Origin of the sequence: Escherichia sp. HH091_1A, assembly GCF_030295175.1 — a bacterium.
Classification (GTDB): Bacteria; Pseudomonadota; Gammaproteobacteria; order Enterobacterales; family Enterobacteriaceae; genus Escherichia; species Escherichia coli_F.
Map to the genome: position 1 here is coordinate 382,885 of NZ_AP025747.1, position 21,031 is coordinate 403,915.

The following is a 21,031-nucleotide window of genomic DNA, read 5'->3' on the forward strand; positions in this document are numbered from 1 at the left end:
TCAGAATCACAAAACAAAAATCATGATTAACCATTTGATGGTATTAGATTAATTATTGTCTAAGATTGTTGGTGTTTGTAATCAAAAACCACTCAGGAGTCTGGTATGGATGCTCTTAGCCGTTTGTTGATGCTTAACGCTCCACAAGGAACGATCGATAAGAATTGCGTGTTAGGAAGTGACTGGCAACTTCCACATGGTGCCGGGGAATTGTCGGTTATTCGTTGGCATGCGTTAACGCAAGGAGCGGCGAAGCTGGAAATGCCGACGGGAGAGATTTTTACATTACGCCCGGGAAATGTGGTCCTGCTACCACAAAATTCAGCTCATCGCCTGAGTCATGTCGATAATGAATCGACCTGTATTGTCTGTGGCACTCTTCGACTGCAACATTCGGCGCGTTATTTTTTAACGTCTTTGCCGGAAACGCTGTTTGTAGCACCGGTTAACCACAGCGTGGAATATAACTGGCTGAGGGAGGCGATCCCGTTTTTACAACAGGAGTCCAAATCGGCAATGCCGGGAGTGGATGCACTGTGTAGCCAGATCTGCGCTACATTCTTTACCCTCGCGGTGCGTGAGTGGATTGCACAGGTTAATACTGAGAAAAACATTCTCAGTTTGCTTCTGCATCCACGTCTTGGTGCGGTAATACAGCAAATGCTGGAAATGCCAGGACACGCCTGGACCGTCGAATCGCTGGCCAGCATCGCCCACATGTCCCGGGCAAGTTTTGCCCAGCTTTTCCGTGATGTTTCCGGAACCACGCCGCTGTCTGTATTAACAAAGTTGCGTCTACAAATAGCGGCCCAGATGTTTTCCCGGGAAACGCTCCCTGTTGTGGTGATCGCTGAGTCAGTAGGCTATGCCAGTGAATCATCTTTTCACAAGGCGTTTGTCCGCGAGTTTGGTTGTACCCCGGGAGAATATCGGGAAAGAGTCAGACAGCTTGCACCCTGAATAAAACCGCCAGGAATCGGAGCAAAGATAATCAGCATTCCGGGTGTTGTGAGCCTTTCAACTATTTCTATTTCCAACTGTGTTTTATATGTTTTTTTGAAGAATGCTGGCCCAGTATGTAAATAAAAACGCAAACTAAATTGCTTTAATTAAATAAATGCCGACTATTACTTGATACCTGATTATTGCCGGTGATTTTGTTAGTACACCATCATTGTATATCTCAACAACCCCTGAATAAGTAGCTCTGAATAGGTATAAGGGATGTGGCCTTTTTAAATGAATTTCTTATGCCAAAAATGATCGTCGATTTCCCTATAAAATGTGAGCGATGCCGAAAGAAATAAAATTAGTTATTGCATTTGAAGTTTGGATGAAAGATTATCATTTGTCATACAAATGAGGGGTGGTATGTTGCTAGCCAATTAAATAAGAACGCCATATTTATTGATGATTGATCCCCTGGTGGGGGGAAACATCGGGCATAAATGGGCATGAAGTAATGGAGTATTAGTTGTGAATGTCAATTTCTTTGTCACCTGTATTGGTGACGCCCTGAAATCAAGAATGGCACGAGACTCCGTGCTGCTACTGGAAAAACTCGGCTGTCGCGTAAATTTCCCGGAGAAACAGGGATGCTGCGGTCAGCCTGCGATCAATAGTGGTTATATCAAAGAAGCGATTCCAGGGATGAAAAATCTGATCGCCGCACTGGAGTATAACGACGATCCCATTATTTCACCGGCTGGCTCCTGTACCTATGCCGTAAAAAGTTACCCAACGTATCTGGCGGATGAGCCTGAATGGGCATCACGTGCCGAAAAGGTTGCCGCGCGTATGCAGGATCTCACCTCTTTTATTGTTAATACATTAGGGGTAGTCGATGTAGGTGCCAGTTTGCAAGGGAGAGCGGTGTATCACCCATCTTGTAGCCTGGCCCGTAAGCTGGGGGTGAAGGACGAGCCACTTACGCTGCTGAAAAATGTGCGTGGACTGGAGCTGTTGACCTTTGCTGAACAGGATACCTGCTGCGGATTTGGCGGCACGTTCTCGGTCAAAATGGCCGAAATATCCGGCGAGATGGTGAAAGAAAAGGTTTCGCACCTGATGGAAGTCCGCCCTGAGTATTTAATTGGTGCTGACGTGAGTTGCCTGCTGAACATCAGTGGACGATTACAACGGGAAGGGCAGAAAGTCAAAGTGATGCATATTGCTGAAGTGCTGATGAGCCGCTGAGGATATAAAGATGTCGATCAAAACCAGTAATACAGATTTTAAGACACGCATCCGTCAGCAAATTGAAGATCCGATCATGCGCAAAGCTGTGGCAAACGCGCAGCAGCGTATTGGGGCAAATCGGCAAAAAATGGTCGATGAATTGGGGCACTGGGAGGAGTGGCGCGACCGGGCCGCCCAGATACGTGATCATGTTCTGAGTAATCTCGACGCTTATCTGTACCAGCTTTCAGAAAAAGTGACGCAGAACGGCGGTCACGTCTATTTTGCAAAAACCAAAGAAGACGCCACTCGTTATATTTTACAAGTCGCTCAGCGCAAAAATGCCCGGAAGGTGGTGAAGTCTAAATCGATGGTGACCGAAGAGATTGGTGTCAATCATGTGTTGCAGGATGCAGGCATTCAGGTGATTGAAACCGATCTGGGTGAATACATTCTCCAGCTGGATCAAGATCCGCCCTCTCATGTTGTGGTCCCGGCAATTCATAAAGATCGCCATCAGATCCGTCGAGTGCTACACGAACGTCTGGGTTATGAGGGGCCGGAAACGCCTGAAGCGATGACCTTATTCATTCGGCAAAAAATCCGCGAAGATTTCCTCAGTGCTGAAATAGGTATTACCGGCTGTAATTTCGCGGTGGCAGAGACCGGTTCGGTATGCCTGGTGACCAATGAAGGTAATGCGCGAATGTGTACCACGCTGCCTAAAACGCATATTGCAGTGATGGGAATGGAGCGTATTGCCCCCACGTTTGCAGAGGTAGATGTATTGATCACCATGCTGGCGCGCAGTGCCGTTGGTGCACGTTTGACGGGATACAACACCTGGCTGACAGGACCGCGCGAAGCGGGGCACGTTGATGGTCCTGAAGAGTTTCATCTGGTTATTGTCGATAACGGGCGTTCTGAGGTGCTGGCTTCTGAATTTCGGGATGTGCTGCGCTGTATTCGCTGCGGGGCTTGTATGAATACTTGTCCGGCATATCGCCATATTGGCGGTCATGGATATGGCTCTATTTATCCAGGGCCAATTGGTGCGGTGATTTCTCCGCTACTTGGCGGCTATAAAGATTTTAAAGATTTACCCTACGCCTGCTCTTTATGCACCGCTTGTGACAGCGTGTGTCCGGTGCGTATTCCGCTGTCAAAACTGATTTTGCGTCATCGTCGGGTGATGGCTGAAAAAGGGATCACCGCAAAAGCAGAGCAACGGGCGATAAAAATGTTCGCTTATGCCAATAGTCATCCAGGATTGTGGAAAGTCGGGATGATGGCTGGTGCTCATGCGGCAAGCTGGTTTATCAATGGCGGCAAAACACCACTCAAATTTGGCGCGATTAGCGACTGGATGGAAGCACGCGATCTTCCTGAAGCTGACGGAGAGAGTTTCCGTAGTTGGTTTAAGAAACATCAGGCGCAGGAGAAAAAGAATGGATAATCGGAGCGAATTTTTGAATAACGTTGCTCAGGCACTGGGTCGCCCGCAGCGACTTGAACCGCAAGCAGAAGATGCGCCGCTTAACAACTATGCTAACGAGCGGCTTACCGAACTTAACCAACAGCAGCGCTGTGACGCGTTTATCCAGTTTGCCAGCGATGTTATGTTGACGCGCTGTGAACTGACCAGCGAGGCGCAGGCCGCAGAAGCTGCAATATGTCTGTGTAAAGAGCTGGGAGAGCAGTCGGTCGTGATTAGCCGTGACACGAGGCTGGAGGAATTGGGGATTAGCGAACGTTTGCAGCAGGAATGCAATGCCGTTGTTTGGGATCCGGCGAAAGGTATTGAGAACATATCACAAGCAGAGCAGGCTAAAGTTGGCGTAGTGTATGAACCGCCCCGGGTTTCCTGGAGAGTGTTTTATCTGTGAACTCAGGCTGCCAGATCATTGTTTCCGATGGAAGCATAATAAGCTTTTTCTGCTTCTGCCGGAGGAGTATGGCCCAGCCTTCCCAGCAATCGTCGATTGTTATACCAGTCCACCCACGTTAGTGTGGCCAGTTCCACTTCTGCACGGTTTTTCCAGCTCTTACGGTGTATTACCTCCGCTTTGTAAAGACCATTGATGCTCTCAGCCATCGCGTTGTCATACGAGTCGCCTGTACTCCCTGTTGATGCCAGTAATCCGGCTTCTTTTAGTCGCTCCGTATAGGCCAGTGACACATACTGAGAGCCTTTATCGCTGTGATGGATGGTGCCAGACGGACGACGGGCCCACAACGCCTGCTCCAGCGCATCCAGCACGAATGTCGTTTCCATAGACGATGAGACCCGCCACCCCACGATGTATCCGGCAAACACATCAATGATAAACGCCACATAGACGAAGCCCTGCCATGTGCTGACGTAAGTAAAATCAGCCACCCACAGCTGGTCAGGACGTTCTGCCACGAACTGACGGTTTACGCGGTCACCTGTGGCAACGGTTTTCCGGCTGACGGTAGTGCGGACCTTTTTACCCCGGAGAACACCGGCAAGTCCCATAACCGCCATGAGGCGCGCCACTGTACATCTGGCCACCCTGATTCCTTCCCGTAACAACTGACGCCAGACTTTACGCACACCGTACACCTGATGATTTTCATCGTATACGCGCTGTATCTCTCTCTTCAGCCAGTCATCGTGCTGCGCACGGGCACTGCGTTTATCCGGATGATGTCGCTGTTGCTGACAATGGTAATACGTTGACGGGGCAATATGCAGTTCGCTGCATACCGGTCCGACCCCGTACTGCTCACGCAGCTTATCCAGCAGTGGCATCATTTTTTCCAGAGGCGGTCGAACTCCGCCTTCGCAAAATAAGCGGAAGCCTGGCGAAGGATATCGTTACTGCGGCGCAGTTCACGATTTTCACGTTCCAGCTCTTTCAGACGCTGACGTTCAGCGCTGGTGAGCCCACCATCACCGCCCCCGGTATCCCGCTCATGCTGGCGAACCCAGACACGCAGAGTCTCCGGCGTACAGCCAATCTTTGGGGCAATGGAACAAATTGCCGCCCACTGTGAGTCATATTCATCCTGACTTTCCAGAACCATACGAATCGCCCGCTGACGGACTTCGGGGGAAAAACGAGTATTTTTAGTCATCCTGTTTACCTCTTTCTCAGGGAGTTTAGTCTCCAGGATTTCCGGGGCGGTTCAGTATGCTGAATATGGTTTAACCGAATCGGGAGGCGTGGTTCTTTTTTCCGCCGCCGGGCGCGGGCGTTCATTGAGCCTGCTCCCGGAATCTTCTCTTTTTATCCTGCGTAAAAGCACAATCCTGCCGCGTGTAGCGCAACTCGCAGAAAAATTGCATCAGAAAGCGCAGGCCGGTGAACGAATGCCGTCATGTATTAACATCATCAGTGGTCCCAGTTCAACGGCGGACATTGAGCTTATCAAAGTCGTCGGGGTTCATGGTCCGGTGAAAGCGGTGTATCTGATTATTGAGGATTGCTGAGAGAGATATGAAGTCTGGACATAAACCTGAAGGCGGCACGAGGTTGCGAATAGCGCTAAGGACAACCTGACTTAACCCCGTTCTGTCATGGTTATGCTCCTCTTCTGTAAATATCCTGGCATTAGTAATGCCAGGATATTTACAGTGAAAAAGACAGGCATCCATTCCTGAAAACGGGTTCCCTTCCCGGTCATTGTCACTTCAGCTATATACAGGCACTCTCTATCAGAATGCTGTTTATTACTGCCCAGAGTTTTGTTGGTATTCATCTACCATTTTTTTGACAAGGCAATTTTTAGCATTAGTACTGGTCTAAAAAACTCGTAATTCGCTGAATAACATCTTCAGTCATTGTGGTCTGACAGGCAAAGTTATTATTGCTATTACAGCTTACAAGTATGCCTGATGTTGTGTGGTTTATTTTTAGGCTGTAACTCAGCTTTATATTGTCTTTATTGATATACAGAAATAATAGCACCATTGTCATACAAACAGCTATAATAAACAGAATAACACGAATCTTTTTCTTCAGATAAAATAAAATTTCAATCAGATCGATATCCTGTTTGATTTGTCACTCATAATATATCCAGAAAATGAAATCTGTCGCAGATAAGCTTGAATTAATAGTCTGTATCAGGAATATTCTGGTAAAAACATCAGCAAAAAACCAGCATCATGAATACTGGATATGAAGCATGAGAGTTACCTATGTTTTTTATATAAGGATTCGGTCCTTATCGTAGAACGGTAACTCTCAATCTGATAGGTTCCTGAGTTAGTTCAAATCACGACTCATTTTTTTCGCTCTCACCGGCATCCCATTTGCCACAAAATATCTTGCCGTGCTCCTCGGCAACGCTTCTTGCCCGCGAATCATATCCGCTATTTTCTCGCCAATCATAATCGTCGTGGCGTTCAAATTGCCGGTGATAATCTGCGGCATAATCGACGCATCCACCACGCGCAGGCCTTCCAGCCCGTGCACGCGGCCTTCGCTATCCACAACGGACATCTCATCGTACCCCATTTTGCACGTACCGCATGGGTGGAAGGCGGTTTCGGCGTGATTACGCACGAACTCATCGAGCTGCTCATCTGTCTGGCATTCCGCGCCGGGGCTGATTTCGCGGCCACGGTATTGATCCAGCGCCGGTTGATGCATGATCTCGCGGGTGATGCGAATCGCGTCGCGGAACTCCTGCCAGTCCTGTTCGTGCGACATGTAGTTAAACAGAATCGCTGGATGCTGGTGCGGGTCGCGGGATTTAATCCGCACATGCCCACGGCTTGGCGAGCGCATCGATCCGACATGGCACTGGAAGCCGTGCTCTTTCACTGCGTTCGAGCCGTTATAGTTAATCGCCACTGGCAGGAAATGGTACTGAATATTCGGCCACGCAAATTCCTCACGGCTGCGAATAAATCCGCCTGCTTCAAAGTGGTTGCTGGCACCAACGCCGGTGCCGCCAAACAGCCACTCCGCACCGATTTTCGGCTGATTCCACCACTGCAGGGCAGGGTAGAGGGAAACCGGTTCTTTGCACTCGTATTGCAGGTACATCTCCAGATGATCCTGAAGATTTTCGCCCACGCCGGGCAAATCATGCACCAGCGGAATATCAAATTCGGCCAGCAGTTCAGCGTTGCCGACGCCGGAGCGTTGCAGGATTTGTGGTGAGGCAATCGCGCCTGCACATAACAGCACTTCTTTGTTGGCCGTTGCGCGGGTTGGGATGGTGCTGTCGCCTTCCAGCCACTCGACGCCTACCGCGCGTTTGCCGTCAAAGATAATGTGATCGGTCATGGCGTGAGTTCGAATAGTCAGGTTCGGGCGCGATTTGGCCTGATCGAGATAACCCCGCGCGGTGCTGGCGCGACGGCCCTGCGGCGTGACGGTGCGGTCCATCGGGCCGAAACCTTCCTGCTGATAACCGTTAAGGTCTTCTGTGCGCGGATAGCCCGCCTGCACGCCCGCCTCAATCATCGCTTCAAACAGCGGATTGACACCCGGTTTTGAGGTGGTCACGCTTACCGGGCCATCAGCGCCGTGGTAGTCGTTCTCGCCCACATCGCGCGTCTCGGCCTTGCGGTAGTAGGGCAGGCAGTCGAGGTAGCTCCAGTTCTCCAGACCGGGTTCTTTCGCCCAGTTATCGAGATCCAGCGCGTTACCACGGATGTAACACATGCCGTTGATCAGTGATGATCCACCAAGCCCCTTACCGCGTCCGCACTCCATGCGACGGTTGTTCATAAACGGTTCCGGCTCGGTCTCATAGGCCCAGTTATAGCGTTTACCCTGTAGCGGGAACGCCAGCGCAGCGGGCATTTGGGTACGGAAGTCAAAGCGATAGTCCGGGCCGCCCGCTTCAAGCAGCAGCACGGTAGTGTTCGGATCTTCAGTCAGACGTGTCGCGAGGACGTTGCCGGCAGAGCCGGCGCCAATAATGATGTAGTCAAATTGCAAATAAACCTCCTGGTTAGAATATGGACTGGAATTTAGCCATCTCAACCTGGATGGACTTCACCTGGGTGTAACTCTGGAGCGTCATCACGCCGTTCTCGCGACCAATGCCGGAGTGTTTGTAGCCGCCAACGGGCATCTCCGCCGGGGATTCTCCCCAGGTGTTGACCCAGCAAATACCCGCTTCCAGCTGATGAATGACGCGATGCGCGCGGTTCAGATCCGCCGTGACGATACCCGCCGCCAGACCGTAGTCGGTATCATTGGCGCGGCGAATCACTTCGTCTTCAGACTCATACGTGAGGAGCGACATCACCGGGCCGAAGATCTCTTCGCGCACGATAGTCATTTCGTCGCGGCAATCGGTGAACACGGTCGGTGCAACCCATGCGCCGTTATCGAAGCCATCGCCTTTCAATACATCGCCGCCGCACAGTACGCGCGCGCCTTCCTCTTTGCCTTTGGCGATGTAACGCAGCACGTTATCGCGATGCGGGAAGCTGACCAGCGGGCCGAAGTTAGTTTGCGGATCGAAAACGTCGCCCGCGCGAATGCGTTCAACGCGCGCCAGTATTTTCTGCTCAAACGCGGCTTTGCATTTCGCCGGAATAAACACACGGGTGCCGTTGGTACACACCTGACCGGAGCTGAAGAAGTTCGCCATCATGGCGATATCAGCGGCGAGATCGAGATCCGCATCGTCGAAAACGATCAGTGGTGATTTACCGCCCAGCTCCATGGTCACTTCTTTCAGGGAGGAAGCCGCCGCGTTAGCCATCACCTTTTTGCCGCTGGCGACGCCGCCGGTAAATGACACTTTGGCGATGCCCGGATGCTCGGTCAGATACTGCCCGGTTTCCGCACCTACGCCCGGCAACACGTTAAATACGCCGTCCGGCAGGCCCGCTTCGCTGTAGATTTCAGCCAGCTTTAACGCGGTAAGCGGGGTAACTTCGCTCGGTTTGAATATCATCGCGTTGCCTGCGGCCAGCGCCGGTGCGGATTTCCACAAAGCAATCTGAATCGGGTAATTCCATGCGCCAATTCCGGCGACCACGCCCAGCGGTTCACGGCGGGTATAAACAAACGACGTCTCGCGTAGCGGGATCTGGCTGCCTTCCAGCGACGGGATCAGCCCGGCGTAGTACTCGAGCACGTCCGCGCCGGTAACGATATCGACGGTTGAGGTTTCTGAATACGCTTTTCCGGTGTCGAGGGTTTCCAGTTTAGCGAGTTCGTCATTGCGTTCGCGCACAATATCAACGGCCCGACGCAGAATGCGCGAGCGTTCCATGGCGGTCATCGCCGCCCAGATTTTTTGCCCTTGTTGGGCACTCTTCACGGCGCGATCGACATCTTCGCGCCCGGCGGCCTGCACGGTTGCCAGCACGTTACCGTTGGCCGGGTTAATGGTCTCGAAGGTGCGACCGCTGGTGGCGGAGGTATAACCACCATGTATATAAAGCTGCTGTTCTGCCATTCGGGACATCACGTCTCCTCGGTTAATCGGTGGGTAAATGCTGAGTAATAAAGTGACGGGTCAGCGAGTGTGCGAGAGGTTTATCCAGCGGTTTACCGCTCAATGCCGCGCGCAGCCATAAACCGTCAATCAGCGCGGCCAGGCCATAACCTGCCTCCTGTGCCTCTTTGCGCGGTAACTCGCGGTGAAATTCGCTCACCAGATTCGACAACAAGCGGCGGCTGCTCACCTGCTGCAAACGGTAAAGCATCGGCTGATGCATACTGCTGGCCCAAAACGCCAGCCAGGCTTTCATCGCAGCATTACTGACCTGAGTCTCATCGAAATTTCCGTCAACAATCGCCTGTAATCGCTGCTCAGGGCTGCCATCCGGTAGCGCGTGTAAGCGGTTCAAGACCGCGTCACGCAGCTGGCTGGTGATATCACGCATGGTTGCTTCCAGCAGACCATTTTTATCTTTGAAATAGTGGCTAATGATCCCGGTGGAAACGCCCGCCCGGCGGGCGATCTGCGCGATCGTCGCATCGTGCATACCTACTTCATTTATTGCTTCCAGCGTGGCGTCGATCAGTTGTCTGCGCCGGATCGACTGCATCCCCAATTTGGGCATTTTTGCCACTCCATTCATCAGCGTTGTTAATCTATTAAAGCGGTTATTGATTGGACGTTCAATATAAAATGTGTCTTAATTGTTACTAATTTGATTTTAAATGGTAACAATAACAGTGGGGATACTGGATGACAGACCTTTCGCACAGCAGGGAAAAGGACAAAATCAATCCGGTGGTGTTTTATACTTCCGCCGGACTGATTTTGTTGTTTTCCCTGACAACGATCCTGTTTCGCGACTTCTCGGCCTTGTGGATTGGCCGCACGCTGGACTGGGTTTCTAAAACTTTTGGTTGGTACTATCTGTTAGCGGCAACGCTCTATATTGTCTTTGTGGTCTGCATTGCCTGTTCGCGCTTTGGTTCGGTAAAACTTGGGCCTGAGCAGTCTAAGCCAGAGTTCAGTTTACTGAGCTGGGCGGCGATGCTGTTCGCCGCCGGGATTGGTATTGATCTGATGTTCTTCTCCGTTGCTGAGCCGGTCACGCAGTATATGCAGCCGCCGGAAGGGGCAGGGCAGACGATGGAGGCGGCGCGTCAGGCGATGGTCTGGACGCTCTTCCACTACGGTTTAACCGGCTGGTCGATGTATGCGCTGATGGGCATGGCGCTCGGATACTTCAGCTATCGTTATAATTTGCCGCTCACGATCCGCTCGGCGCTGTATCCGATTTTCGGTAAACGGATCAACGGGCCGATTGGTCATTCGGTGGATATTGCAGCGGTAATCGGCACCATCTTCGGGATTGCCACCACGCTCGGCATTGGCGTGGTGCAGCTTAACTATGGCCTGAGCGTACTGTTTGATATTCCGGATTCAATGGCGGCGAAAGCGGCGCTGATCGCGCTGTCGGTGATCATCGCGACTATCTCGGTGACATCCGGTGTCGACAAAGGCATTCGCGTATTGTCTGAACTCAATGTCGCACTGGCGCTGGGGCTGATTCTGTTCGTGCTGTTTATGGGCGACACCTCGTTCCTGCTTAATGCGCTGGTGCTGAACGTTGGCGACTATGTGAATCGCTTTATGGGCTTGACGCTCAACAGTTTTGCCTTCGACCGTCCGGTTGAGTGGATGAATAACTGGACGCTCTTCTTCTGGGCATGGTGGGTGGCATGGTCGCCGTTTGTCGGCCTGTTCCTGGCGCGTATCTCGCGTGGGCGTACCATTCGCCAGTTCGTGCTGGGCACGTTGATTATTCCGTTTACCTTCACGCTGTTATGGCTCTCGGTGTTCGGCAATAGCGCGTTGTATGAAATCATTCACGGCGGCGCGGCATTTGCCGAGGAAGCGATGGTCCATCCGGAGCGCGGCTTCTACAGCCTGCTGGCGCAGTATCCGGCGTTTACCTTTAGCGCCTCGGTTGCCACCATTACTGGCCTGCTGTTTTATGTGACCTCGGCGGACTCCGGCGCGCTGGTGCTGGGGAATTTCACCTCGCAGCTTAAAGATATCAACAGCGACGCCCCCGGCTGGCTGCGCGTCTTCTGGTCGGTGGCGATTGGTCTGCTGACGCTTGGCATGCTGATGACCAACGGGATATCCGCGCTGCAAAACACCACGGTAATCATGGGGCTGCCGTTCAGCTTTGTGATTTTCTTCGTGATGGCGGGATTGTATAAATCTCTGAAGGTAGAAGATTACCGCCGTGAAAGTGCCAACCGTGATACCGCACCGCGACCGCTGGGGCTTCAGGATCGCCTGAGCTGGAAAAAGCGTCTCTCGCGCCTGATGAATTATCCGGGCACGCGTTACACTAAACAGATGATGGAGACGGTCTGTTACCCGGCAATGGAAGAAGTGGCGCAGGAGCTGCGGTTGCGCGGCGCGTACGTGGAGCTAAAAAGCCTGCCGCCGGAAGAGGGACAACAGTTGGGGCATCTGGATTTGTTGGTGCATATGGGCGAAGAGCAAAACTTTGTCTATCAGATTTGGCCGCAGCAATATTCGGTGCCGGGCTTTACCTACCGCGCACGTAGCGGTAAATCGACCTACTACCGGCTGGAAACCTTCCTGTTAGAAGGCAGCCAGGGCAACGACCTGATGGACTACAGCAAAGAGCAGGTGATCACCGATATTCTCGACCAGTACGAGCGGCACCTTAACTTTATCCATCTCCATCGTGAAGCGCCGGGCCATAGCGTGATGTTCCCGGACGCGTGATTGTTATTGCATAAAACCGCGCCATGTCTGCATATGGCGCGGTTTCTCTTACCTCTTGATACGTTATATCTGTACAGTTAAGCCCTTAGTATCGATTGATGATTGCCAGGCAACAGATAATAAAAAAGAAAAGAACTATTGAAGCCCAAACACTACGTTTGGACTGTTGTGAATGTTCAATAAGCTTAGTCTTATTTAATGTAAATATTGGTGCTAATTTGAAATGACGCTTTATTCATGGGGAACGCGTAGCGCAAATCAACTAAAATCAATGTAACTGTTTGTTGTTTAAGGTTTAATTGTCTGTGTCTGATATTTTATTGATTGTTTTAAATATTGTTTTTATTGTCATTGTTATAATGTTGGCTATCTATTGCTGAATGGATTCAGTCTTAAAAGGCAGGTTGTTAAGGGATTGGCATAGAGTAATGACGTGTATGCATAACCAACATCTTTACTCATTATGTCATTGAATGTTGACGCTATGTGTTTATGAGGTTGAGGTATTTTCAGTTGATCTGGATTGTTAAATTCATATAATGCGCCTTTACTCATGAATGGGCGTCAATACGTAGTGGGAAATTATAAATATCGAAATAGTCCAACTACTTCTTTATTACCAAAAATGAGTATCTGAATTTTAATATTGCATTCTTGCGTGATTATCTCCTGAGTTTGACTTGTGATTACCTTTTTAAGGTATTTAGCGTAACTGTTTTTGAGCGAGCATCAGAGGTAAAGATAATCTTCTTGATAGTGATGTGGGATGTTATACGTATGGCATCGCTAATGTTTATGGTTACCCCTTATGTGTGCTCAGGAATCCACAGGTAATCACTCATACTGAACAGCGATAAAAGATAAAAGGTGTGTTCATGAATTCATGTGATTTTCGTGTTTTTCTGCAAGAGTTCGGTACAACGGTTCATTTGTCATTGCCTGGTAGCGTATCCGAGAAAGAACGACTGCTACTCAAGCTGCTGATGCAGGGAATGTCTGTAACAGAAATATCACAGTACAGAAATCGCAGTGCAAAGACCATTTCACATCAAAAGAAACAGCTCTTTGAGAAACTGGGGATTCAGAGCGATATTACTTTCTGGCGGGATATTTTCTTTCAGTACAATCCGGAGATCATATCCGCCACGGGTAATAATAGTCACAAATATATTAATGATAATCACTATCACCATATCGTCACGCCTGAAGCCATCAGTCTGGCGTTGGAAAATCACGAATTCAAACCGTGGATCCAGCCCGTTTTCTGCGCGCAGACAGGGGTACTGACGGGCTGTGAAGTGCTTGTTCGCTGGGAACATCCGCAAACGGGAATTATCCCACCGGATCAGTTTATTCCTCTGGCGGAGTCATCCGGTCTTATTGTCATAATGACTCGCCAGCTGATGAAACAGACTGCGGATATTCTGATGCCAGTAAAACATTTGCTGCCGGATAATTTCCATATTGGCATCAACGTCTCGGCAGGATGTTTTTTGGCCGCAGGATTTGAAAAAGAGTGTCTGAACCTGGTCAAGAAATTAGGTAACGATAAAATCAAGCTGGTTCTTGAGCTAACGGAACGCAACCCCATTCCGGTAACGCCAGAAGCCAGAGCGATATTTGACAGCCTTCATCAGCACAACATTACCTTTGCGCTGGATGACTTTGGTACGGGTTATGCGACCTATCGTTATTTGCAGGCGTTTCCGGTCGATTTTATTAAAATTGACAAGTCGTTTGTGCAAATGGCGAGTGTCGACGAAATTTCCGGTCATATTGTGGACAATATTGTCGAACTGGCGCGTAAGCCTGGTCTGAGTATTGTGGCGGAAGGGGTAGAAACCCAGGAGCAGGCGGATTTAATGATCGGCAAAGGCGTTCACTTTTTGCAGGGCTATTTGTACTCTCCGCCAGTACCGGGTAATAAATTTATCTCTGAATGGGTAATGAAAGCAGGTGGTTGATGTAAACCGCTATTCACAGCGCATCGGGAGGTTGGCAGCGATTAATTCTCCCGATGCAGTAAATCCTGATAGATCCCCGTTAATATGCCATTTGGCGAAAATTGTTTTTTAATCCACTGCGTCACCTGACCGGTGGCAGAGTGCTGGGTCGCCAGTAACATGCGTGAATCCTGGCGCGGATTATGGATTTGTCGGGTAACCAGCAGGGATTGCGCCATCGCCTCACGGACCATGTAATCCGGCAAAAAACCAATTCCTTCGCCTAAAATCTGGCACTGACATTTGGTGTTGAAATCTGGCACCAGAATCGACTCCTGCCCATGCAGCAACCAGCCCACTTTTTTATTAATCGTATGCGCGGTGTCTTCCACCATGATATTAGGATAGAGACGTAGTTGGCTTTCGGCGATGGGTTCCGGCACAAAGGCTAACGGGTGATCCGGGGCGATAGCAAAAGCCCAGCGAATCGCGCCAATCTCCGTGTAATCAATGCCGCCGCCGTCCAGCAGCGTGTCGGGTGCGCCGATAGCGATATTCGCCTGATTATTAATAATCGCATCCCAGACGCCATTATACACTTCGGTGGTGACGGTAATCTGGCAGGTTGGAAATTGCTTTTTCAGTACCTGTAATAAGCGTGCGGTGTGTTTGGGCGTATAAAGCAGCTGATTAATACAAATACGCACACGCGCTTCTATGCCCTGCGAAATAGTATCGATGCTGCGTTTGATGGCGTGAAAATCATTCAGCAGGTCGGTAGCTTTGCGGAAAAAATAACGCCCGGACTCCGTTAACTCAATGCTGCGGGTACTGCGAGTGAACAGCACCACATCCAGCCCTGTTTCCATTCGCTTGATGGTGTAGCTAATGGCGGAAGTGGTTAAACCCAACTCTTCTGCAGCTTTACTGAAGCTGCCAAAACGCGCAGCGGTAGTAAATGCCAACAGATTCTCTTCGGTAAAAATTGAGTTCATTAAACCATTCCCGCCATTATCTACTATGAATTTCTCCAGCTATGACTGTAGAGGTATCGGTTAAAGATAGATAATCATTTTTGAATAACTTTTAATACCCGTCGCGTTTAGTCGTCGCTTCGCTTAATTTTTGTCCGCCATATTCTGAAATTATCCCCACGCAGTTACCCGCCAGAAAACCCAGTAATGTCACCGTCCAGTTCATCCCGCTGGCAAAAAATAGCGTCATGCCGAGAAAGCCTCCGGGAATAAAAGACAGTAAACCGAAACGTCCTTGCCAGACCACCACCGCCGAGAAGGGTACAGTCATAATCACGCTCGCCCAGAAGCCGGAAATCCCACTCACCGAGGCCAGCCAACCGGCAGCCAGCGCGGCGAAAAACGCCCACACCATCCCGGAATAATTAACCGCCAGGCTTCTGATAAACCCCGATTTACCGCCGCCTGCGGCATAAAAACTGCAAAAGGCGACGAAGCCAATGGTTCCTAATAATTCCCATCCCTGAGAGAGCCCGACATGTGAAGACACTAACTGCCAAAGCCCTGCACAAATACCGACGGTTATACCCGTTGCCGTGAGTCCGTTCATCTTGTTCCCCTCTGGTTAGACATGGACGAAAGCTACTCTTACATGTGCAGACTATAGAGAAATAAAACCTGATTGAGTGAAAGGGTATCGGGTCAAAGAAATAAATATTGCACTACCGCACACTGCGAAAAGATTGTTGAACATCATTCAACAAAAAGGCGAAATACGGCGAATTAAATTTAAGCGGGTTCTTTTATCAGATTATCGTTGCTATTCTCAATTCATCGAAAACAGCCACAAAAACCAGGGGAATGTTAATGAGTATAAAAAATCTACCTGCCGACTATTTATTGGCTGCACAACAGGGTGATATCGATAAAGTAAAAACTTGCCTTGCGCTGGGTGTCGATATAAATACCTGCGATCGGCAGGGGAAAACGGCAATTACGCTGGCAAGTTTATATCAGCAATATGCTTGCGTTCAGGCGTTAATTGATGCCGGTGCGGATATTAATAAACAAGACCAGACCTGTTTAAATCCTTTTTTAATGAGCTGCCTGACCGGCGATTTAACCCTGTTACGGATTATTTTACCGGCTAAACCCGATCTTAATTGCGTCACCCGTTTTGGCGGTGTCGGCCTGACGCCTGCCTGTGAAAAAGGCCATTTAAGTATTGTAAAAGAGCTTTTGGCGCATACGGAGATTAACGTTAACCAGACCAACCATGTTGGCTGGACGCCGCTACTGGAAGCAATTGTGCTTAATGATGGCGGGATAAAACAGCAGGCGATTGTCCAGTTATTGCTGGAACACGGTGCCAGCCCGCACATGACGGATAAATATGGCAAAACGCCGCTGGAACTGGCGCGGGAACGAGGCTTTGAAGAGATTGCGCAGTTACTGATTGCCGCAGGTGCATAAACCGGGAGGCTTGCTATCAACACACCAGAAAGACGGTGTGTGTGGGCGCTAACTGCGGATGCTGATTTTCTGGCGCAGCGGGGGCAAGGACAGGTTGAACAGGTCTTTGCCAGAGCGGTAAATATCGCACTTCCGGCCCGCCAGCAGTTGCTGACACTGCTTTGTGAAGAGTACGACAATGCGCCAAACAGTTGTCGGTTGGCACTCACTCACTTTGATGGTCTGTTCCGTCATGGTGATAAGGTTCAGTTTGATGATCAAGGTATTACGGTTGGTCAACATCTTCATATAGAGATGAGTCATTGCCAGCGTTGGCTGTCCCCAGCTTTGCAAATGACCGCTGAAAATTTTCACCTTATCGCCTGGCAACAGTGGCACGACATTATTCATCAACACCTGGGGGAAAATGAAACCCTGTTTAATTATTGTGGCGATAACCCGTTCTATCAGGCATTAAAAAAAGAATTACATATTAAACGACGGGCAGTTATTCAGGCCGTAAACGATAAACAAAATATCGCCTCAGCGGTCGTCAGTATGATGGGGTTAGGGATTGGCCTTACACCATCAGCCGATGATTATTTAACAGGTCTGGCGCTTATTTTATTTATTCCCGGGCATCCGGCGGAAAAATACAAAGAGGAATTTTATCTCGGTCTGCAACGCGGCAGAAATAATACCACGTTATTAAGTGCCATAACGCTGGAAGCCGCATTACAACAACGCTGCCGGGAAAATATTCATCGTTTTATTCATAACATTATTTATGACATACCTGGGAACGCAACTCAGGCAATAGAAAAAATTAAACATATTGGCTCCAGTTCCGGCTGCGACATGCTGTATGGCATGGCCGATGGTTGTGCGCTGAGCCAAACCTACGGAGGGAATTATGTCAGTTAAAATAGTCATTAAACCGAATACCTATTTTGATTCTGTCTCGCTGATGTCTATCTCCACGCGTGCAAATAAACTCGACGGCGTCGAGCAGGCATTTGTGGCGATGGCGACCGAAATGAACAAAGGCGTTCTGAAGAATTTAGGGCTGCTGACGCCGGAGCTGGAGCAGGCGAAAAACGGCGACCTGATGATTGTCATCAACGGCAAAGCGGGCGCAGACAACGAGCAGTTGCTGGTGGAGATTGAAGAACTGTTCAACAGCAAAGCGCAAAGCGGCTCGCACGAGGCGCGTTATGCCACTATTGCCAGCGCCAAAAAGCATATCCCGGAAAGTAACCTGGCAGTGATTTCGGTCAACGGTCTGTTTGCCGCTCGCGAAGCGCGTCAGGCGCTGCAAAACGATCTGAACGTGATGCTGTTTTCCGATAATGTCTCAGTTGAAGATGAACTGGCGCTCAAGCAACTGGCCCACGAAAAAGGGCTGCTGATGATGGGGCCAGACTGCGGCACGGCGATTATCAACGGCGCGGCGCTCTGCTTTGGTAACGCTGTGCGTCGCGGCAACATCGGTATTGTTGGCGCATCCGGCACCGGTAGCCAGGAGCTGAGCGTCCGCATTCATGAATTTGGTGGCGGCATTTCGCAACTGATTGGCACCGGCGGGCGCGACCTGAGCGAGAAAATCGGCGGCCTGATGATGCTCGACGCCATCGGGATGCTGGAAAACGATCCGCAAACTGAAATCATTGTGCTTATCTCCAAACCGCCTGCGCCTGCGGTGGCCCGCAAAGTGCTGGAACGCGCACGCGCCTGCCGCAAGCCGGTGGTAGTCTGCTTCCTCGGTCGTGGCGAAACGCCAGTGGATGAGCAGGGGCTACAGTTTGCCCGCGGCAGTAAAGAGGCGGCATTGAAAGCGGTGATGCTCTCCGGCGTGAAACAGGAACATCTCGAGCTGCATACGCTGAACCAGCCGTTGATTGCTGACGTGCGCGCTCGCCTGCAACCGCAGCAGAAATACATTCGTGGCCTGTTCTGCGGCGGCACGCTGTGTGACGAAACCATGTTCGCGGTGATGGAAAAACACGGCGATGTCTACAGCAATATCCAGCCCGATCCTGAATTCCGCCTGCAAGATATCAACCGCAGCATCAAACATACCTTCCTCGACTTTGGCGATGACGACTTCACCAACGGCAAGCCGCATCCAATGATTGACCCCACCAACCGCATCAGTCGCTTGATCGAAGAAGCGCGCGATCCAGAAGTGGCGGTGATCGTGATGGATTTTGTGCTCGGATTTGGATCGCATGAAGATCCGGTCGGTTCCACCATCGAGGCAATCAAAGAAGCGAAAGCGATCGCCGCTGCCGAAGGACGCGAGTTGATCATTCTCGCCTATGTACTGGGCACCGATCTCGATACGCCATCATTAGAACAACAAAGCCAGATGCTGCTTGATGCCGGGGTAATTCTGGCAAGCAGCAGCACCAATACCGGATTGCTGGCGCGTGAATTTATTTGCAAAGGGGAGGAAGCCTGATGAGCCAGTCACTGTTTAGCCAACCGTTGAACGTTATTAATGTCGGCATCGCTATGTTTAGCGATGATCTGAAAAAGCAGCATGTAGAAGTAACCCAACTCGACTGGACGCCGCCGGGGCAGGGCAATATGCAGGTGGTGCAGGCGCTGGACAATATTGCCGATTCGCCGCTGGCAGACAAAATCGCCGCCGCTAACCAGCAGGCGCTGGAGCGCATTATCCAGTCGCATCCGGTGCTGATTGGTTTTGATCAGGCGATTAACGTGGTGCCGGGTATGACGCCGAAAACCATTCTTCACGCCGGGCCACCAGTGACCTGGGAAAAAATGTGCGGCGCGATGAAAGGCGCGGTCACCGGGGCGCTGGTGTTCGAAGGACTGGCGAAAGATCTTGACGAGGCGGCTGAACTGGCGGCCTCCGGGGAGATCACTTTCTCGCCGTGCCACGAACACGACTGTGTGGGATCGATGGCGGGCGTCACCTCGGCCTCAATGTTTATGCACATCGTGAAAAACAAAACCTACGGCAACATCGCTTACACCAACATGAGCGAGCAGATGGCGAAGATTTTGCGTATGGGCGCTAACGATCAGAGCGTGATTGACCGCCTCAACTGGATGCGCGATGTGCAGGGGCCAATGCTGCGCGACGCAATGAAGATTCTCGGTGAGATTGATCTGCGCTTAATGCTGGCGCAGGCGCTGCATATGGGCGATGAGTGTCATAACCGCAATAACGCCGGGACGACGCTGCTGATTCAGGCGCTGACGCCGGGGATTATTCAGGCGGGCTATTCTGTCGAGCAACAGCGTGAAGTGTTTGAGTTTGTCGCCAGCAGCGATTACTTCTCCGGCCCGACGTGGATGGCAATGTGTAAAGCAGCGATGGATGCGGCGCACGGCATCGAATACAGCACCGTGGTGACCACGATGGCGCGTAACGGCGTCGAGTTCGGCCTGCGGGTCAGCGGATTACCGGGGCAGTGGTTTACCGGCCCGGCGCAGCAGGTCATCGGCCCGATGTTTGCCGGTTATAAGCCGGAAGATTCTGGGTTGGATATTGGCGACAGCGCCATCACCGAAACCTACGGCATTGGTGGATTTGCTATGGCGACCGCGCCTGCAATCGTCGCGCTGGTGGGCGGTACGGTGGAAGAGGCTATCGATTTCTCCCGTCAGATGCGCGAAATCACCCTCGGCGAAAACCCCAACGTGACCATTCCGCTGCTCGGTTTTATGGGTGTGCCGACGGCAATCGACATCACCCGCGTGGGTAGCAGTGGCATTCTGCCGGTGATCAACACCGCCATTGCCCATAAAGATGCGGGCGTCGGCATGATTGGCGCGGGCATTGTGCATCCACCATTCGCCTGCTTCGAAAAAGCCATTCTTGGCTGGTGCGAACGTTACGGCGTCTGACCTGCAAAGTGCGCGTTGTCTCTGCCGGATGCGGCGTGAACGCCTTATCCGGCCTACGAGTGGCGCAAGAATCTGTAGGCCTGATAAGCGTAGCGCATCAGGCATTTGTCACGATTGCCGGATGCGGCGTGAACGCCTTATCCGGCCTACGAGTGGCGCAAGAATCTGTAGGCCTGATAAGCGTAGCGCATCAGGCATTTGTCACCATTGCCGGTTGCGGCGTGAACGCCTTATCCGGTCTACGAATGGCGCAAGAATCTGTAGGTCTGATAAGCGTAGCGCATCAGGCATTTGTCACGATTGCCGGATGCGGCGTGGACGCCTTATCCGGTCTACGAATGGCTCAAGAATCTGTAGGCCTGATAAGCGTAGCGCATCAGGCAATTTGGCGTTGGTCATAACCCCATCACCCTCTGTAGCGGACATAACAAC

16 protein-coding genes, 3 pseudogenes and 1 other annotated feature are annotated in these 21,031 nt (G+C 50.9%); of the genes and pseudogenes, 12 read left to right on the forward strand and 7 right to left on the reverse strand.

Annotated features, from left to right (window positions below; genetic code table 11):
* Positions 1 to 105: 105 nt before the first annotated feature.
* From rclR to QUF14_RS01825, 4 genes and pseudogenes are all read left to right on the forward strand, one after another.
* Positions 106 to 960 (forward strand): reactive chlorine-specific transcriptional regulator RclR, encoded by an 855-nt coding sequence (rclR, locus tag QUF14_RS01810; RefSeq protein WP_000339602.1) that lies wholly within the window; start codon positions 106 to 108, stop codon positions 958 to 960.
* 516 nt (positions 961 to 1,476) lie between these two features.
* The gene (locus tag QUF14_RS01815) at positions 1,477 to 2,196 is read left to right on the forward strand and encodes a (Fe-S)-binding protein (RefSeq protein ID WP_286333274.1); all 720 of its coding nucleotides are present in this window, start codon (positions 1,477 to 1,479) and stop codon (positions 2,194 to 2,196) included.
* Positions 2,197 to 2,206: 10 nt separating this feature from the next.
* Positions 2,207 to 3,634: a LutB/LldF family L-lactate oxidation iron-sulfur protein gene (locus QUF14_RS01820; RefSeq protein WP_000023919.1), complete on the forward strand. Its 1,428-nt coding sequence runs from the start codon at positions 2,207 to 2,209 to the stop codon at positions 3,632 to 3,634.
* Positions 3,627 to 4,025: pseudogene (locus tag QUF14_RS01825) on the forward strand (LutB/LldF family L-lactate oxidation iron-sulfur protein); the annotation flags it as partial. The gene QUF14_RS01820 and the pseudogene QUF14_RS01825, both read left to right, overlap by 8 nt.
* Positions 4,026 to 4,066: 41 nt before the next feature.
* Here QUF14_RS01825 and QUF14_RS01830 read toward each other — a convergent pair.
* A protein-coding gene (locus QUF14_RS01830; RefSeq protein WP_371829233.1) for an IS3 family transposase occupies positions 4,067 to 5,280 on the reverse strand; the annotation gives its coding sequence in 2 pieces (ribosomal slippage) (positions 4,067 to 4,992 and positions 4,992 to 5,280; 1,215 coding nt in all).
* Positions 4,883 to 4,999: a sequence feature (AL1L pseudoknot), on the reverse strand. Its footprint overlaps the gene before it by 117 nt.
* 49 nt (positions 5,281 to 5,329) lie before the next feature.
* Between QUF14_RS01830 and QUF14_RS01835 the strand changes: the two are divergent.
* Positions 5,330 to 5,635: pseudogene (locus QUF14_RS01835) on the forward strand (LutC/YkgG family protein); the annotation flags it as partial.
* A gap of 316 nt (positions 5,636 to 5,951) precedes the next feature.
* Here the strand turns inward: QUF14_RS01835 and QUF14_RS01840 are convergent.
* The 4 genes and pseudogenes from QUF14_RS01840 to betI form a co-directional block, all read right to left on the reverse strand.
* Positions 5,952 to 6,206: pseudogene (locus QUF14_RS01840) on the reverse strand (hypothetical protein); the annotation flags it as partial.
* 207 nt (positions 6,207 to 6,413) lie between these two features.
* Positions 6,414 to 8,102, reverse strand: coding sequence for a choline dehydrogenase (gene betA, locus QUF14_RS01845; RefSeq protein ID WP_001159120.1), 1,689 nt, complete (start codon positions 8,100 to 8,102; stop codon positions 6,414 to 6,416).
* 13 nt (positions 8,103 to 8,115) lie between these two features.
* Positions 8,116 to 9,588 (reverse strand): betaine-aldehyde dehydrogenase, encoded by a 1,473-nt coding sequence (betB, locus tag QUF14_RS01850; protein WP_000089107.1) that lies wholly within the window; start codon positions 9,586 to 9,588, stop codon positions 8,116 to 8,118.
* Positions 9,589 to 9,601: 13 nt separating this feature from the next.
* A complete protein-coding gene (gene betI / locus QUF14_RS01855; RefSeq protein ID WP_001355152.1) occupies positions 9,602 to 10,189 on the reverse strand; it encodes a transcriptional regulator BetI in 588 nt (195 codons plus the stop codon).
* A gap of 128 nt (positions 10,190 to 10,317) precedes the next feature.
* Between betI and betT the strand changes: the two genes are divergently transcribed.
* Both betT and pdeL read left to right on the forward strand, forming a co-directional pair.
* A complete protein-coding gene (gene betT, locus QUF14_RS01860) occupies positions 10,318 to 12,351 on the forward strand; it encodes a choline BCCT transporter BetT (protein WP_000131062.1) in 2,034 nt (677 codons plus the stop codon).
* An 875-nt stretch (positions 12,352 to 13,226) separates the two neighbouring features.
* Entirely contained in the window at positions 13,227 to 14,315 is a 1,089-nt protein-coding gene (gene pdeL, locus QUF14_RS01865; RefSeq protein WP_001305451.1) for a DNA-binding transcriptional activator/c-di-GMP phosphodiesterase PdeL, read from the forward strand.
* 41 nt (positions 14,316 to 14,356) lie between these two features.
* Here the strand turns inward: pdeL and QUF14_RS01870 are convergent, their stop codons facing one another.
* Together QUF14_RS01870 and QUF14_RS01875 are read right to left on the reverse strand one after the other, a co-directional pair.
* Positions 14,357 to 15,289: a LysR substrate-binding domain-containing protein gene (locus QUF14_RS01870; protein ID WP_001084390.1), complete on the reverse strand. Its 933-nt coding sequence runs from the start codon at positions 15,287 to 15,289 to the stop codon at positions 14,357 to 14,359.
* A gap of 91 nt (positions 15,290 to 15,380) precedes the next feature.
* On the reverse strand, positions 15,381 to 15,878 hold the full coding sequence (locus QUF14_RS01875; protein WP_001013856.1) for a DUF1097 domain-containing protein: 498 nt from the start codon (positions 15,876 to 15,878) through the stop codon (positions 15,381 to 15,383).
* Between the two features lie 257 nt (positions 15,879 to 16,135).
* Between QUF14_RS01875 and QUF14_RS01880 the strand changes: the two genes are divergently transcribed.
* Genes QUF14_RS01880 through QUF14_RS01900 form a run of 5 tightly spaced genes read left to right on the forward strand, consistent with a single transcriptional unit; the run spans position 16,136 to position 21,000 of the window.
* Positions 16,136 to 16,741, forward strand: coding sequence for an ankyrin repeat domain-containing protein (locus tag QUF14_RS01880; protein ID WP_000023647.1), 606 nt, complete (start codon positions 16,136 to 16,138; stop codon positions 16,739 to 16,741).
* A gap of 39 nt (positions 16,742 to 16,780) precedes the next feature.
* On the forward strand, positions 16,781 to 17,644 hold the full coding sequence (locus tag QUF14_RS01885) for an oxamate carbamoyltransferase subunit AllH family protein (RefSeq protein WP_024211917.1): 864 nt from the start codon (positions 16,781 to 16,783) through the stop codon (positions 17,642 to 17,644).
* Entirely contained in the window at positions 17,634 to 19,181 is a 1,548-nt protein-coding gene (fdrA, locus tag QUF14_RS01890; protein WP_000111782.1) for an acyl-CoA synthetase FdrA, read from the forward strand. Before QUF14_RS01885 ends, fdrA begins: the two co-directional genes overlap by 11 nt.
* Positions 19,181 to 20,599, forward strand: coding sequence for a YlbE family protein (locus QUF14_RS01895; RefSeq protein WP_000083462.1), 1,419 nt, complete (start codon positions 19,181 to 19,183; stop codon positions 20,597 to 20,599). The genes fdrA and QUF14_RS01895 overlap by 1 nt, the downstream gene beginning before the upstream one ends.
* Positions 20,578 to 21,000, forward strand: coding sequence for a hypothetical protein (locus QUF14_RS01900; protein WP_502877364.1), 423 nt, complete (start codon positions 20,578 to 20,580; stop codon positions 20,998 to 21,000). Before QUF14_RS01895 ends, QUF14_RS01900 begins: the two co-directional genes overlap by 22 nt.
* The last annotated feature ends 31 nt before the right edge of the window (positions 21,001 to 21,031 follow it).